This is a genomic window from Pontibacter russatus (assembly GCF_009931655.1).
Taxonomy (GTDB): Bacteria; Bacteroidota; Bacteroidia; order Cytophagales; family Hymenobacteraceae; genus Pontibacter; species Pontibacter russatus.
Genome location: NZ_CP047984.1, coordinates 615,905 through 630,030 on the forward strand (window position 1 = coordinate 615,905; position 14,126 = coordinate 630,030).

Annotated in this window: 13 protein-coding genes; 9 read left to right on the top strand and 4 right to left on the bottom strand. The window is 55.8% G+C overall.

Going from position 1 to position 14,126, the window contains the following annotated elements; translation table 11 throughout:
- The first annotated feature begins 114 nt into the window (after positions 1-114).
- The 7 genes from GSQ62_RS02490 (at position 115) to GSQ62_RS02520 (ending at position 8,388) form a co-directional block, all read left to right on the top strand.
- Positions 115-1,584 carry a TolC family protein gene (locus GSQ62_RS02490; protein WP_161888042.1) on the top strand — a complete coding sequence of 490 codons (1,470 nt, stop codon included), beginning with the start codon at positions 115-117 and terminating at the stop codon, positions 1,582-1,584.
- Between the two features lie 443 nt (positions 1,585-2,027).
- On the top strand, positions 2,028-2,726 hold the full coding sequence (locus GSQ62_RS02495) for an ABC transporter ATP-binding protein (protein ID WP_161888043.1): 699 nt from the start codon (positions 2,028-2,030) through the stop codon (positions 2,724-2,726).
- A gap of 4 nt (positions 2,727-2,730) precedes the next feature.
- Entirely contained in the window at positions 2,731-3,969 is a 1,239-nt protein-coding gene (locus tag GSQ62_RS02500; protein ID WP_161888044.1) for an ABC transporter permease, read from the top strand.
- The gene (locus GSQ62_RS02505; RefSeq protein WP_161888045.1) at positions 3,966-5,147 is read left to right on the top strand and encodes an ABC transporter permease; all 1,182 of its coding nucleotides are present in this window, start codon (positions 3,966-3,968) and stop codon (positions 5,145-5,147) included. Before GSQ62_RS02500 ends, GSQ62_RS02505 begins: the two co-directional genes overlap by 4 nt.
- 69 nt (positions 5,148-5,216) lie before the next feature.
- Entirely contained in the window at positions 5,217-6,596 is a 1,380-nt protein-coding gene (locus tag GSQ62_RS02510; RefSeq protein ID WP_161888046.1) for a sigma-54-dependent transcriptional regulator, read from the top strand.
- Positions 6,580-7,887 (top strand): sensor histidine kinase, encoded by a 1,308-nt coding sequence (locus GSQ62_RS02515; protein ID WP_161888047.1) that lies wholly within the window; start codon positions 6,580-6,582, stop codon positions 7,885-7,887. The genes GSQ62_RS02510 and GSQ62_RS02515 overlap by 17 nt, the downstream gene beginning before the upstream one ends.
- Before the next feature lie 282 nt (positions 7,888-8,169).
- Entirely contained in the window at positions 8,170-8,388 is a 219-nt protein-coding gene (locus tag GSQ62_RS02520) for a hypothetical protein (RefSeq protein ID WP_161888048.1), read from the top strand.
- A 480-nt stretch (positions 8,389-8,868) separates the two neighbouring features.
- Here GSQ62_RS02520 and GSQ62_RS02525 read toward each other — a convergent pair whose 3' ends face one another.
- Positions 8,869-9,780, bottom strand: coding sequence for a DUF58 domain-containing protein (locus GSQ62_RS02525; RefSeq protein WP_161888049.1), 912 nt, complete (start codon positions 9,778-9,780; stop codon positions 8,869-8,871).
- A gap of 17 nt (positions 9,781-9,797) precedes the next feature.
- Entirely contained in the window at positions 9,798-10,208 is a 411-nt protein-coding gene (locus tag GSQ62_RS02530) for a septal ring lytic transglycosylase RlpA family protein (protein WP_202621827.1), read from the bottom strand.
- A gap of 130 nt (positions 10,209-10,338) precedes the next feature.
- Between GSQ62_RS02530 and GSQ62_RS02535 the strand changes: the two genes are divergently transcribed.
- Both GSQ62_RS02535 and ychF read left to right on the top strand, forming a co-directional pair.
- Complete coding sequence (locus GSQ62_RS02535) at positions 10,339-10,686, top strand: DUF3276 family protein (RefSeq protein WP_161888050.1); 348 nt, start codon at positions 10,339-10,341, stop codon at positions 10,684-10,686.
- A gap of 144 nt (positions 10,687-10,830) precedes the next feature.
- Positions 10,831-11,928: a redox-regulated ATPase YchF gene (ychF, locus tag GSQ62_RS02540; protein WP_161888051.1), complete on the top strand. Its 1,098-nt coding sequence runs from the start codon at positions 10,831-10,833 to the stop codon at positions 11,926-11,928.
- 100 nt (positions 11,929-12,028) lie between these two features.
- On the opposite strand, the gene GSQ62_RS02545 is transcribed toward ychF, so the two are convergent.
- Together GSQ62_RS02545 and GSQ62_RS02550 are read right to left on the bottom strand one after the other, a co-directional pair.
- Positions 12,029-13,351, bottom strand: coding sequence for a type IX secretion system plug protein (locus GSQ62_RS02545; protein WP_161888052.1), 1,323 nt, complete (start codon positions 13,349-13,351; stop codon positions 12,029-12,031).
- A gap of 212 nt (positions 13,352-13,563) precedes the next feature.
- Positions 13,564-14,013 (bottom strand): OsmC family protein, encoded by a 450-nt coding sequence (locus GSQ62_RS02550; protein ID WP_161888053.1) that lies wholly within the window; start codon positions 14,011-14,013, stop codon positions 13,564-13,566.
- Positions 14,014-14,126: the final 113 nt, after the last annotated feature.

The window sequence follows — 14,126 nt, forward strand, 5'->3', positions numbered from 1 at the left end:
TACGTATCACGTAGCACGAAACAAGTATCACGATTTATATATGGCTGCCTTTCCAACCTATGAAAACACACTTGGCCTATATCATGCTACGTGATACGGATAATAACTAAAACCATGAAAAGCCTTTTTACATATTGTTTGCTGTGGCTGTCCCTGTCGCCTGCGCTTAGTTTTGGCCAGCCAGCCCTGCGCCAGCTGAGCCTGCAGGAGGTGATAGCGCTGGCGCAGGAGCAGTCGGCGGTGGCAAAGCAGGTGGAAACCACGCGTGAGACCAGCTACTGGGAGTGGCGCAGCTTTAAGGCGGGCTATAAGCCGCAACTGAGCGTAGAGGGCATCCTCCCCGACTTCAGCCGCACCTTCAACCCCGTAACGCAGCCAGACGGAACCCTGGAGTTCAAGCCGGTGACCAACAATTTCTCAGAGGTGGGCCTCACGCTGCAGCAGGTCATCAGCCCGACGGGCGGCAGCATTTTCGTGACCTCGCTGATGCAGCGTTTTGACGATTTTGACCGGACGCAGACGCGCTACAACGGCAACCCGGCCATCATCGGCTTCGAGCAACCGCTGTTCGCCTACAACAAGCTGCGCTGGGCAAAGCGCATCGAGCCGCTGCGCTACGAGGAGTCGCGGAAGCAGTACGTGGAGGACCTGGAGGAGATTGCCGTCACCGCCACTGGCCTGTATTTCGACCTGCTGCTGGCCCAGGTGAACCAGGGCATCGCGGCCAAGAACCTGGCCAACAACGACACGCTGTACCAGGTGGCGCAGGAGAAGTACAAGCTGGGCCGCCTCTCCAAAAACGACCTGCTGCAGTTGCGCCTCGCCGTCCTGAACGCCGGACTGGACCAGGCGCAGGCCGTGCTGGACGCGCAAACGGCCCTGCTTGCCCTCAAGACCTATGTGGGCCTGCGCGACAGCTTGGAACTGCAGTTGCAGGTGCCGGAAGACGTACCGGAAGCCGATATTCAGCCCGTGGTTGCCCTGGCGGAGGCGCATAAAAACAGAAAGGAAAGCCTCAACTTCCAGCGCCGCCTGCTGGAGGCCGAGAGCGGTGTGGCCAAAGCCAAAGGAGACAACGGCTTTAACGCCAGTGTGTACGCCACCTTCGGCCTCACCAACCGCGGCGAGAAATGGCGCGACATCTATGAGCAGCCCGACAACCAGCAACGCGCGCAGATTGGGTTCAGTATGCCGCTGCTGGACTGGGGCCGCCAGCGCGCCGACTACAAAGTGGCGGAGCTAAACCAGAAGCTGGTGCAGCACACGGTAGCCCAGGAAGAGGCCAGCTTTGAACAGGCGGTCATCACGCAGGTGAACCAGTACAACACCCTCAAAAACCGCATCAGGGCCACTTCCGAAGCCGACGCCATCGCACAGGAGCGCTACGAAATAGCGAAGAGCATGTACCTGATCGGCCGCATCAGCATCACGGACCTGAACATTGCCCTGGCAGAGAAAGACCAGGCGCGACGGGCCTATATCGCCTCGCTCAGCGGGTTCTGGGATGCCTATTACGGCCTGCGCCAGCTGACACTCTACGATTTCGAGAAACAGGAAGTGCTGGCCACTAAGGCAGAAGAATAGAGTTTGTTATATAGAAAGGAAGACTTGGAACAGAAACCATATATAAACCTAAAGCCTATCCCTATGAAAAACCTGATTGTAACGCTGCCCCTCAGAGTTGCAACGCAGATGGAAACTTACCTGCGTCAAGCATTGCTATATCCAACCACCCCTGCCCCTCCTTATCCAAGGAGGGGAGTCTACTGATGCATCCTCAAACTTTGAAGACTATAGTTAAAGATATAGCTATAAATGTAGTTAGCAGATACATCCATATATAAATAGGCGCTTGAGGTGTGAAAGAAAGGAGAAGGAGTAAGAAAGACTCCCCTCCTTGGATAAGGAGGGGCAGGGGTGGTTGGACTCGGTACTGTGAACCAACAATTAAACAATGCAACTATTTAAAAATCAGCAATCAACAACCAGCAATTAAAAAGATGTATAAGAACGAAGGAGATAAAACTATGATTACGCTAACAAATATCGAAAAAGTCTACCAGACGAAGTCTATCGAGACGGTGGCGCTGCAGCACGTGAACCTGAGCGTTCCGAGGGGGGAGTTCCTGTCCATCATGGGGCCGTCCGGCTGCGGCAAAAGCACGCTGCTCAACATCATGGGCCTGCTGGACGCGCCCAGCAGCGGCACCGTGGAGATCGGCGGGCAGCCCATCCGCTCCTACAAGGACAAGGAGCTGGCGCATATCCGAAATGAGAAGATCGGATTCGTGTTCCAGAGCTACCACCTGATAAACGACCTCAGCGTGCTGGACAACGTGGAGCTGCCCCTCCTCTACCGCAGTTCCGTTTCCGGCTCGGAGCGCCGCAAGCGGGCACAGGTCGCCTTGGAGAAAGTCGGCCTCAGTTCCCGCACCGGCCACTACCCGAACCAGCTTTCCGGCGGGCAGCGCCAGCGGGTGGCCATCGCCCGCGCCCTGATTGGCATGCCTGAAATTATACTGGCCGACGAACCGACAGGCAACCTCGACTCGGTGATGGGCGAGGAAATCATGCAAATCCTCCTCGACCTGAACCGTCTGGAAGGCACCACCATCGTGATGGTGACCCACGACGAGAACATGGCCCTGAAAACAGAGCGCCTGGTGCGTTTCTTCGACGGGCAGCAGGTGTCCGACTCCAAATTGTTCGATTTCCAGAAAGCCTAAAGCCATGCTCAGGAACTATCTTAAAATCGCGTGGAAGGTGCTCTTGCGGCGCAAGTTCTTCACCTTCATCAGCCTCTTCGGCATCAGCTTCACCCTGATGGTGCTGATGGTGGCTACCTCGCTCTTCGACCACGCCTTCGGCCCGCAGATGCCGGAGCGGGAAACGGACAAGCTGCTTTTTGTAAACATGATGCGCTCAGAGCTGGAACAAGGCACCCAAAGCGGCCCACCGAGCTACTACTTCCTCAACCGTTATGTGCGCCCGCTGGAAACGCCCGAACAGGTATCCATTAACTCCGTGTACGTGACTGTCAACAGCTACGTGGACAACCGAAAACTGGCCCTCGACCTTAAGTTCGCGGATGCCGCATTCTGGGAGATTCTGGACTTCAACTTTCTGGAGGGGAAACCCTTTGGAAAGCAGGAGGTGGAAAATGCCAGCCGCGTGGCCGTCATCAACGAGAGCACCCGGAAGCAGTACTTTGGCACGGGCGAGGCCGTAGGTCAGGAAATTGAAGTGGATCAGGTGAAGTACCGGGTGATAGGCGTGGTGGAAGACGTGACCGTGCTTCGCCTGCACTCCTATGCCGACGTTTGGGTGCCCATCACACTGCGCAGCAGGGACTTTAAGAACAACGGGATGCACGGTGAGTATTTTGCCACCATCAAGGCACGCAAGGCCTCCGATATACCCGCTATAAAAGAAGAATACGCCCGCATGATGCAGCAGGTGCCGATTCAGAACCCAAAAGAGGTCAAAGCCCTCCACTCTTACGCCGAGTCCGTGCTGGAGAGCTTCGCCCGTACCTTTTTGGGCAATGGCCACGAAGATAAGGTGGGGCTCTTATATGGCATACTGGCGGGCATCACGCTGCTGTTCATGCTGCTGCCCACCATCAACCTGGTCAACATCAACATTAGCCGCATCATGGAGCGCTCCTCCGAGATTGGAGTGCGGAAAGCCTTTGGCGCCTCCTCCTCCACCATTATCGGCCAGTTCATCGTCGAGAATATTTTCCTGACGCTGCTGGGCGGGCTGCTGGGCTTTGCGCTGTCGGCGGCGGTGCTCGCGCTCATCAACGACAGCGGCATCATCACGTACGCCGACCTGGGCCTCAACCTGCGGGTGTTTGGCTGGGGGCTGCTGCTCTGCCTGGTGTTCGGGCTGATTTCCGGGGTGTACCCGGCTTTTAAAATGTCACGTTTACACGCCGTGGAGGCACTGAAAGGAGGTTCAAAATGATACGCCATCTCTTCAAACTCATCTGGAACCGCAGGAAGAGCAACTTCCTGCTCATCACCGAGATATTCGTTTCGTTCATGGTGCTGTTCGCAGTGCTGAGCCTGGTGATATATAACTACAGCAACTACGCCAAGCCGCTGGGCTTCAATTATGACAACGTATGGCAGCTCTCGCCCCGCCCCAACTCCGACTCCACCGCCCTGAATGTGCAGGTGCAGGAGCAACTGCTGCGCCGGATACGGGACTTTGGAGAGGTGGAAAGTGCCTCGCTCTCCAGTTCCAACACCCCCTTTGCCTTCAGCATGATGAACACCAGCCTTTCTTATGGCAAAACGAAAGATTTGCTGGCAAACTTTTATGAGGTGCAGGACGATTTCAAAGACGTGATGCAGCTGGAGGTGCGGGAGGGCCGGTGGTTTGGTCCGCAGGATGACGCCTCCCGCCATGAGCCGGTTGTCATCAACGGCATGCTGAAGGAGAAGCTGTTCGGGGAGGAAGAGGCTGTCGGCAAGCTGATTCCCGTCAACGACTCGACAAACTACCTGGTGGTGGGCGTGGTGGATTACTTCCGGGCTTACAGCGAGTACAATGCCGATGAGCCTGCTTTCTTCACCCGTATCAACCTCAGCAAAAACAAGGACCGCCTGTGGAGCAGCCTCCTGCTCCGCGTGAAGCCGGGCACAGGCGTGGCCTTTGAGGAGAAGATGGTGAAGGAGCTTTCCGGCATCGCGAAGGACTGGACGCTGGAAGTGGCAACGCTGGAGAAAATGCGCCAGGGCAAAGCCAAGCTCACGCTGGTGCCGATGATAGCGCTGGGGCTGGTGTGCGGCTTCCTGATATTCAACGTGGCGCTGGGTCTGTTCGGGGTGCTGTGGTACAACATCAACAAGCGCTACGCCGAGATTGGCCTGCGGCGGGCGATGGGCGCTACGGCCGGGCAGATATATAAGCAGTTCCTGGGCGAGGTGTTTGTCATTACTTCCTTCGGGCTGCTGCTGGGCTGTTTCTTTGCCGGGCAGTTCCTGCTGCTGGGCGTGTTCAGTCTCTCCACCGATATATATGTGCTCGCTATTCTCAGCGCCATCACGCTTATATATATACTCGTGTCCTGCTGTGCCCTCTACCCCAGCAGGCAGGCGGCCGCCATCCATCCGGCCACCGCGCTGCACGAGGAGTAAGTGGCTATATATAACTGAAATACATTATCTTTATATCTCCAAACCAACAGCTTGAAACAAGACCATCACATGATTCTGATTATAGATGATGATGTGGCCGTGCGCGCTTCGCTGAGCCTGCTGATGAAGCAGAGCGGCTATAAAACCCAGCAGGCGGCCTCGCCCAAAGAGGCGCTTCAGTTGGCGCAGCAGCACGCATTTCAGCTGGTGATTATGGATATGAACTTCTCCATCGACACCACCGGCCACGACGGGCTGCGACTGCTGGGGCAGTTCAAGCAACGGATGCCGCAGGTGCCCGTCATTCTCATCACTGGCTGGGGCTCCATCAACCTGGCTGTGGAGGGCATGCGCCTGGGCGCCGCCGATTTCATCACCAAGCCCTGGAGCAACGACTATCTGCTGCAGGCGGTGCGGACGACCCTCAGCCTGTCGCAGCAAAGCGGCGGCACCGAGGAGGCGCTGACGCGCAAAAAACTGGACCAGCAGTACGACCTGGGCTTCATCGTGGGCCAGAACCAGGAGCTGCTGAAGTTACTCAAGAAGATTGGCCAGATTGCCCCCACCGACGCCTCCGTGCTGATTGAAGGTGAAAGCGGCACCGGCAAGGAGCTGATTGCGGAGGCCGTACACCGGAACAGCGGCCGCAAAAGCCAGCCCTTTATGAAAGTGAATCTCGGCGGCATCTCCTCCTCACTGTTTGAAAGCGAAATGTTCGGGCACAGGCGCGGCGCGTTCACCGATGCCAAGGCTGACCGCATAGGGCGTTTCGAACTGGCCAACAAGGGCACCATTTTTCTGGATGAGATCGGGGAACTGGATATGGGCAGCCAGGTAAAGCTGCTGCGCGTGCTGCAGGACCGGACGTATGAAGTGCTCGGCGACAGCAAATCCCGGAAGCTTGACATCCGGGTGGTGTGCGCCACCAACCGAAACCTGGAGCAGCTCGTGGAGGAGGGCAAATTCAGGGAAGACCTGTTTTACCGCATCAACCTGATTAAAGTGAAGCTGCCTTCGCTGCGGGAGCGCCCGGACGACATTCCGCTGCTGGTGCAGTACTTCGTGGACAACCTGAAAAAAGTTTACCACCGCCCGGAACTGCGGGTAAGCCAGCGGGCACTGCAGTGGCTGAAAGAGCTCGCGCTGCCGGGCAATATCCGGGAGTTGAAGAACCTGGTGGAGCGCACGGTGCTGGTAGCTGAAAGCGAAGTGCTGGCGGCGGAAGACTTCCAGGCGCAGGCGCAGCAGGGGCCTGTCAAACCGGGCGACAAAGCGCTGCCTGCGGTGGGTACCATGACGCTGGATGAGATGGAGGCTTCCATGATCCGGAAGTCGATGGGCTTTTACCACAACAACATCAGCAAGGTAGCCAAGGCACTGGGGCTAAGCCGTGCCGCCCTTTACCGCCGCCTCGACAAATTCAGCATCCCTTATGACCCTGCGGACTAAGTTCGTCTTCTTCGCCGTGGGCATACACGGCCTGCTGGTGGTGCTGGCGTGGTTCCTGCTGCAGCAGAACAAATATTTTTTCCTGGGGATGGAGCTGCTCATTCTCGGCTCGGTATACGTCACCTTCCAACTTTACCGTTCCTTTTTCAAGCCGCTCGCGCTTATCCGGGCGGGCATCGAATCCATCCGCGACAAGGACTTCTCCACCAAGTTCATGGCCGTGGGCCAGCAGGACCTGGATGAGCTCGTGAATGTATATAACCGCATGATAGACCAGCTGCGGCGCGAGCGCGTGGGGCAGGCGGAGAAGCACTTCCTGCTCGAGAAACTGATTCAGGCCTCCCCTGCCGGCATTATTCTGCTGGGTTTCGACAACCAGGTGGAGAGCGTGAACCCGGCGGCTGAGCGGTTTCTGGGGCAAAGCACGACAGCGCTGGCGGGCAAGCACATCAGCCAGTTACCGGAGGCATGGGCCAGGCCTTTGGAAAATCTTGCCACCGGGCAATCCACCACGTTTCGCATCCACGGCACCTGGACCTACCGCTGCCACCGCGCCCACTTCCTGGACCGTGGCTTTCAGCACTATTTTCTGTTGATTGAGGAACTGACGGAGGCGATTCTGAAGAACGAGCGGCAGGCATATGAAAAGGTCATCCGGGTGATGTCGCACGAGGTGAACAACACAACGGGGGCCATTAACTCGATACTTGGCTCGCTGCAGCACTACACGCCGCAGCTGCGCCCTGACGACCGGGAGGACTTCGAGCATGTGCTGCAGGTAGCGACAGAACGAAACATCAGCCTGAGCCGCTTTATGGCGAATTTTGCCGACGTGGTGCGCCTGCCGCAGCCACAGAAAGAACCAACCGACCTGCATGAACTGCTTCACCGCCTCCACCGCCTGCTGCAGCCCGAACTGCAGCGCCGCCATATATGCCTGCAGTGGCAACTGGCCCCGCAACCGCTGGTAGTGCCACTGGATGCACAACAGATGGAGCAGGTGCTGCTGAACATTCTGAAAAACGCGATGGAGGCCATCGGCTCAGCCGGAGCCATAACAATAGCTACCTCGCTGCACCCGCCTCACCTTACCATATCCGATAACGGCACCGGCATACCTTCTGATGTGCTGCCCCACCTGTTCACGCCCTTCTACACCACCAAGAGCAACGGCCAGGGCATCGGCCTGACGATGGTGCGCGACATACTGGTGAACCACGGTTTTGATTTCTCCCTAACTTCCGGCGACAATCATACCGATTTCTTGATTAAGCTGCAGCCTAAAAAATAAGCAGTGTGATACAGCACCTTTCCAGTGCTTTTGCATTTCTTTCAGAACATATTTTAATATAGGGCCTATTGTGAAGGTGATATAAAATCAAGTTTAAATTTTATTGAGGTATAAATTAATAAATCAATTCATTTTACACTAACTAGTTGCAATATTTTCAATGTAATAGCCTTATATATAAAATTATCATCATATGTAACCTAAATATAAATTTTATCGTACCTGCGGCATACACTTTATGTTGTAATTCCATATATTTGGTTATTCGTTAAGATTAACAGTATGGAATACAACATCATTACCGCCCCCACATTAGAGGGGCTTGCATCAGAAGTAGCAGGATATATACCACAGGGCTGGAAACTAAAAGGAGCTATCCTGGAGCATATGAATGGTTACGCGCAGCAGCTTGTGCGGCACCCGAAAGACAGCATCCGCCTCCAGCAGATGGCCCAGGCAGAAGCCCCGGCCCGGCAGCGCCGCACCAGATGGATTGAATAATTTTTCTTTTTTATTCTATAACAACAACCCGTCACTTTAGCCAAAGTACAAGCCATTTCCGGCGCCCTCCCATGGGGCATCACCAGGAATGGTTTTTTTATGCCCCTGCACCGGCCTCACTTTTATTCTTCCGGCCCTTTGCAAACTTGGCCGACTAATCTAATGGCCGTTCTCGTTGCCTACGCTTTCCTGCCTGAAAAGCCTGCTATCCATCAGACCCAGCAACTCAGGCCCGTTAAACGACTTTTGATTAATCCGACTCAGCGTAGTCCCAAGAGAGGTATTAATGTTGAGTATTTGCGGAAAGCGTCACAACCCGAAGGAGAAAAGGTGTGGAGTGGCTGAGAGTACCCGGTACATAATGCAGGTGTTGCGCCCAGCATCACGTGAGATGCCCGCCTACACATAATCCATATATAGCATTGGGGTTTGTAACTGGGCAGTCCGGGCATTGCAGCGCATCCGGAAAAATAACAGTTCTTAGCGCACCTTGCCCCGCTTTACGAGGTAGGCGTACAGCACCTTGTCGAATGGCTCGCTGATGTCCACCGGCACGAAATCTATCCGGTACTGCCCGCATTTCAGCTCCAGCTCGCGTTTGTAGCTTTCGACGGCGGCGCGGTAGTGCTCCCGCACCTGCGAAGGCTGCAGCTTCAGCTCCTGCCCCGTTTCCATGTCCACGAACACGTAAGGCCGCTCAGCGAAGTCAAACTCCTCCTCCGTTTTTTTGTCCATCACATGAAAAATGAGCACCTCGTGGTTCTGGTGCCTCAGGTGCTGGAGCGAGGCGAAAATCTCCTCCAGGTCGTCCTGCCGGCTCAGCATGTCGCTGAAGATGATAACGAGCGAGCGCTTTGGGATCTGCTGCGCGATCTGGTGCACCACCCCGGCCACGTTCGTGTCGCGGGAAGTGGGCTGCTGCTCCAGTTGCCTTTGCAGCAGCAGCAGCAGCGTGTGCAGATGCGAGCCCGTGGAGCGGACCGGCGTCTGCAGCTCGATTTTATCAGAGAATGTGACCAGTCCCACCGCGTCGCGCTGCTTGCGGAGCAGCGTGGCAAGTGCCGCCGCACAGAGGGCGGAAAAGGTGATTTTGCCGAGGTTATCGGTAGGGTAATACATCGACGGCGATACGTCCAGCAGCATATGGCAGCGCAGGTTGGTCTCCTCCTCGTAGCGCTTCACGAACAGCTTATCAGTGCGGGCAAACACTTTCCAGTCGATGTGGCGGGTGCTCTCGCCGCTGTTGTAGAGCCGGTGCTCCGAAAACTCTACCGAAAAGCCGTGGTAGGGCGACTGGTGCAGCCCCGTGATGAACCCCTCTACCAGCTGCTTTGCCAGAAACTCCATGTTCCTGAACTTCTGAACATCGGCTAGGGTGAGGGGTGTTTTCATGTAGCGGGCGGGTGTGATTAGTTGGCAGATCCCGTTTCTGAAACGGGATTTGGCTGCGCTTGTTGCTCCGTCTCTTCGTTTTTCACCTCCTCAAGCCGCACGGAGGCCTTGCCGGCCCGGACCATATCGATGGTTTCGGCGGCGGCCCGCGACAGATCAATGATGTGGAGGCGGTGGCGGGCTTGGCGGTCGTTCACCCGCACCTCCACCGTTTTATTGTTCTTCAGGTTGCGCACCAACAGCCGGGTGCCGAAGGGAAGGGTGGCATGCGCCGCTGTATACAGGCTCTTGTCGTAGCGCTCGCCGCTGGCGGTGGCGCGCCCCTCCATACGGTCGGCATAGTAAGTAGCCTGTCCCTCTGCAGTGTAGGGTGCGGTGTTGTTAAAGAAGGAAAACAGGGCCAGGAATAGGATAGAACATATATTCACAGGAATCAAGTTGGTGCAACTGCAAATATAACGGGAAAAAATTATCTTAAATTTTAAATTCGAGGATTTTTATATATCGGATATATATGTTACTTTTAGGTTCACAAAGTTGAATTTAACGTTTAAAACGGTGGAAGAGAACAACGAAAAAGCAGAAATTTATTCCCAGAGAGTGAGAGCCGGGAAAAGAACGTATTTCTTTGATGTGAAGTCGACTCGTTCAAATGACTATTACGTGACCATTACGGAAAGTAAGCGCAAGTTTAACGAGGACAATTTTTCATACGAGAAACATAAGATTTTCCTGTACAAAGAGGATTTCGTGAAGTTCATGGAAGCGCTGCAGGGAACAATTGACCACGTTAAATCCGAGCTTTTGACAGAAGAAGCCCTGGCTGCCCTGGAGGCCCCTGTTGCCGAAACGGTGGAAACCGCCGACACCGCTCCTTCTTTCGAGAACGACCTGAAGTGGGAGTAACATCCCACCCACACCCGCAATAAAACAACCGAACCCATGGCGCTGCCATGGGTTTCCTCATTTTTATCGCCTCCCCTCCCCCCCGCGCCTGCAGGGCCGCTAAATTTTCGTATATTTGCGCCCTGATTTAAAACAATAATTCTAATGGGACTCAGATGCGGAATTGTCGGACTGCCGAATGTGGGCAAGTCTACTTTGTTCAACGCTATTTCTAATGCCAAGGCAGAATCTGCCAACTATCCTTTCTGTACGATTGAGCCCAACGTGGGGGTGATCACCGTGCCGGACGAGCGCCTGCAGATACTGGAGGAACTGGTGCATCCCGAACGCGTGCTGCCCACCGTGATTGAGTTCGTGGACATTGCCGGTCTGGTGAAAGGTGCCAGCAAGGGCGAGGGGCTGGGCAACAAGTTCCTGGCCAACATCCGCGAGGTGGACGCCATCATCCATGTGGTGCGCTGCTTCGAAGACCCCAACATTGTGCACGTTGACGGGAAAGTGGACCCTGTCTCCGACAAAGAGATCATCGACGCCGAACTGCAGCTGAAAGACCTGGACTCTGTTGACAAGAAGATACAGAAGGTGGTGCGCGCCGCCAAGTCCGGCGACGCGAAAGCGAAGAAAGAGCTGGCCAGCCTGGAGAAATACAAGGCGCACCTGGAGGCCGGCCTGAACGCCCGCAGCCTGGATGCCACCGAAGAGGACAAAGAGGCCGTGGACGACCTGAAGCTGCTGACCTACAAGCCGGTTATATATGCCGCCAACGTAGACGAGGACTCGATGCTGAACGGCAACAAATTCTCAGAGGCGCTGCGCGAGCACGTGAAGAACGAGAACGCGCAGGTGGTGCTCATCTCGGCCTCCATCGAAGCGCAGATCGCGGAGCTGACGGATCCGGAGGAGAAAGAAATGTTCCTGGCGGAGTACGGGCTGAAGGAGTCCGGGCTGAACAAGCTGATCAGGGCCTCTTACGAGCTGCTGAACCTCATTACGTACTTTACCGCCGGCGTAAAGGAAGTGCGCGCCTGGACAATCGGCCGCGGCTGGAAAGCCCCGCAGGCGGCTGGCGTCATCCACTCCGACTTTGAGAAAGGCTTTATCCGGGCCGAGGTCATCAAACTGCCCGATTACCAGGAATACAAGACGGAAGCCAAAATAAAGGAAGCCGGAAAGATGGCCGTGGAAGGAAAAGACTACGTGGTGAAGGACGGTGACATCATGCACTTCCGCTTTAACGTGTAGAAACGCGGCCAGCTATATCTAAAAAGGGGCCTGCAGCATATATAACTGCAGGCCTCTCCCTTATATAGGGAAGCCACCGCTATACCTGCTACGCTTTCGCCTAGTTACGGTTAAAGAACAGCCTTTCGTAACCTATCAGCAGGTCGGCCCTGGCGCCGGGAGGGCGGTAGTAAATCAGGATGTCGTAGATGTTGTCGGTTTCGAAGTGGCTGCCTTCAAAATAACTGGCATCCGGCGCGGCGGCGGCGTCAGGCTTCAGGGCATAATAATAGTTGTAGTAGCCCTGCTTCAGCAGCAGGCGCCCGGAGTACACGCCGCGCTCTGTATCAAACTGCAGGCGGGCCTCGTCCTGCCTCGTCCAGTCCGTCAGCTCACCCATGATATATACCTCGCCCGGGGCTTTGCTGCCCGTGTACAGCTCAAAGTCCACCCAGGTATAGTCGCCGTTTATATCGCCGCTGCCATACTGCTTGTTACCGAAAATCCGCATGCCATTTACGTCCGGGTCCTGCGTGTATGCTACCGCCTGTCGGCTTTTATCCGGTATCAGGTTCACCTCCACGGGACTAGCCTCCAGGTTGATGTTCTGCACCCCGATGCTGCGGAAGGTGAGGCTGCGCGTGTCAAAGGCCCTGAACTCGCTCAACCCTTTAAACAGCTCTTTCGGCTCGAAAAACACGTACTCCAGCCGCCGTTGCGCGCCATGCACAAAAGTGGGCTTCGGGATAACTTTGGCATTGTCCCAGCGGTAGTTTTGCCGCAGCACCGCCTTCACCTCCATCGCCGGGTTCACCAGTTCGTAGTCGGGGTGCATCACGTTAAACTCTATGGGCTGCCGCGTCTCACGGCCTCCGGGGCCAAGCGGCGCGCCCAGTTTCGCCGTCACCGCCACGCCGTCCTGGTACACCATGGCGCGTTGCGTCAGCAAAGTGTTGCCGCCCTCCTCCTGCACCACCAGCAGATAGTTGCCGCTGAGGCGCACGCGCGGCATGGCAAAGGTGTAGTGTACATAGGGGATGCGGGTGTTCACCGAAATCTGCGCGTCGGTGATGATAAACTCGTTGAAGTCGTACAGGAACTGCGTGTCGTTCAGGGAGGAGGGCGTCCAGTCGGCGTTGCAGTGGCGGATTTTCACCAGCAGGCGCTGCTGCTGGGCGTTCAGGCGGTCGAACTCCAGCACAATGGGCCGCTCCTGGCTAAGCGATACCACCGCCGGGTTCAGCACTTCATCCTCCTGGCCGGTAGCCAGGTACGCCTGCACCGAGGCGATGCTCTCGTCATATATATAATCCTCGTAGCGCAGCGCGGAGGCAGTACTGCCCGTGCCGCCGCTTTGCCCCTGCTGCTCGATGGGCACGCAGGAGACAAGACCGTATGCCAGCAGCGCGGCAATCAGGTAGGTGTAAGTCAATTTTCTCAACATCAGAAATTAGGTAGGGCCGCTTTTGTAGCAGTTAGCCAGCTTCGTCTGAACGAAGGTAGCGAATTTGAATTATTTCACCTGCTGCGGCCACTGGAGGCACTAAAACAGAAGGTTATATATGGCTTCCGGCGAAGCGAGCGTAATGCAAAGTGTGTGGAGAAGAAATAGTGGTGCTACAGAAAACGCAGCCATACATAAACTCCCGTCCCAGTCTATATATCCTCCAGCTCTGTAACGATGGTTATGCCCGCCTCCAGCGTTTTCTGCACCGGGCACTTGGAGGAGATAATTTTAAGGCGCTTCCGCTGCTCTTCTGTCAGGTCGCCGGTAAGGTGCAGGTGCTTGGTTATCCGGGACAGCTTCGCCGCCTCGTCCTCGCAGTGCGCGCAGTCATCGGGGTGTACGCGGGTGTGACGGAGACTTACCTCGGCCCGCTCCAGCGGCCAGCCTTTGCGCTGCGCGTACATGTGCAGCGTGATGACGGTGCAGGAGCCCAGGGCGCTCAGGATGTAGTCGTAGGGGTCCGGGCCGGTTTTATTGCCCTCCAGAATGCCTGTTTCATCCACCGTCGCCGTTTCGGTGCCCATCCTGATGTTGGCGACCAGCGGCGCGCTGCTGTCCGCGCTCACCCGCACGACCACTTCCTGCTCTTTCCTGCTCATGCTATATTTCCTTTCTGTGCTCTCCCTTATAAGTAAGTTCAGTTGTAAAGGTTATGGCAGCACTCTTCTCCGGCCCGGCTTATATATAGCCCCCCTTACTTCTCAACTGTGTG

Coding starts and splice junctions, on each gene's coding strand:
- GSQ62_RS02490 (WP_161888042.1), top strand. CDS start 115: ATGAAAAGCCTTTTTACATATTGTTTGCTGTGGCTGTCCCTGTCGCCT.
- GSQ62_RS02495 (WP_161888043.1), top strand. CDS start 2,028: ATGATTACGCTAACAAATATCGAAAAAGTCTACCAGACGAAGTCTATC.
- GSQ62_RS02500 (WP_161888044.1), top strand. CDS start 2,731: ATGCTCAGGAACTATCTTAAAATCGCGTGGAAGGTGCTCTTGCGGCGC.
- GSQ62_RS02505 (WP_161888045.1), top strand. CDS start 3,966: ATGATACGCCATCTCTTCAAACTCATCTGGAACCGCAGGAAGAGCAAC.
- GSQ62_RS02510 (WP_161888046.1), top strand. CDS start 5,217: ATGATTCTGATTATAGATGATGATGTGGCCGTGCGCGCTTCGCTGAGC.
- GSQ62_RS02515 (WP_161888047.1), top strand. CDS start 6,580: ATGACCCTGCGGACTAAGTTCGTCTTCTTCGCCGTGGGCATACACGGC.
- GSQ62_RS02520 (WP_161888048.1), top strand. CDS start 8,170: ATGGAATACAACATCATTACCGCCCCCACATTAGAGGGGCTTGCATCA.
- GSQ62_RS02525 (WP_161888049.1), bottom strand. CDS start 9,780: ATGAAAACACCCCTCACCCTAGCCGATGTTCAGAAGTTCAGGAACATG.
- ychF (WP_161888051.1), top strand. CDS start 10,831: ATGGGACTCAGATGCGGAATTGTCGGACTGCCGAATGTGGGCAAGTCT.
- GSQ62_RS02545 (WP_161888052.1), bottom strand. CDS start 13,351: ATGTTGAGAAAATTGACTTACACCTACCTGATTGCCGCGCTGCTGGCA.
- GSQ62_RS02550 (WP_161888053.1), bottom strand. CDS start 14,013: ATGAGCAGGAAAGAGCAGGAAGTGGTCGTGCGGGTGAGCGCGGACAGC.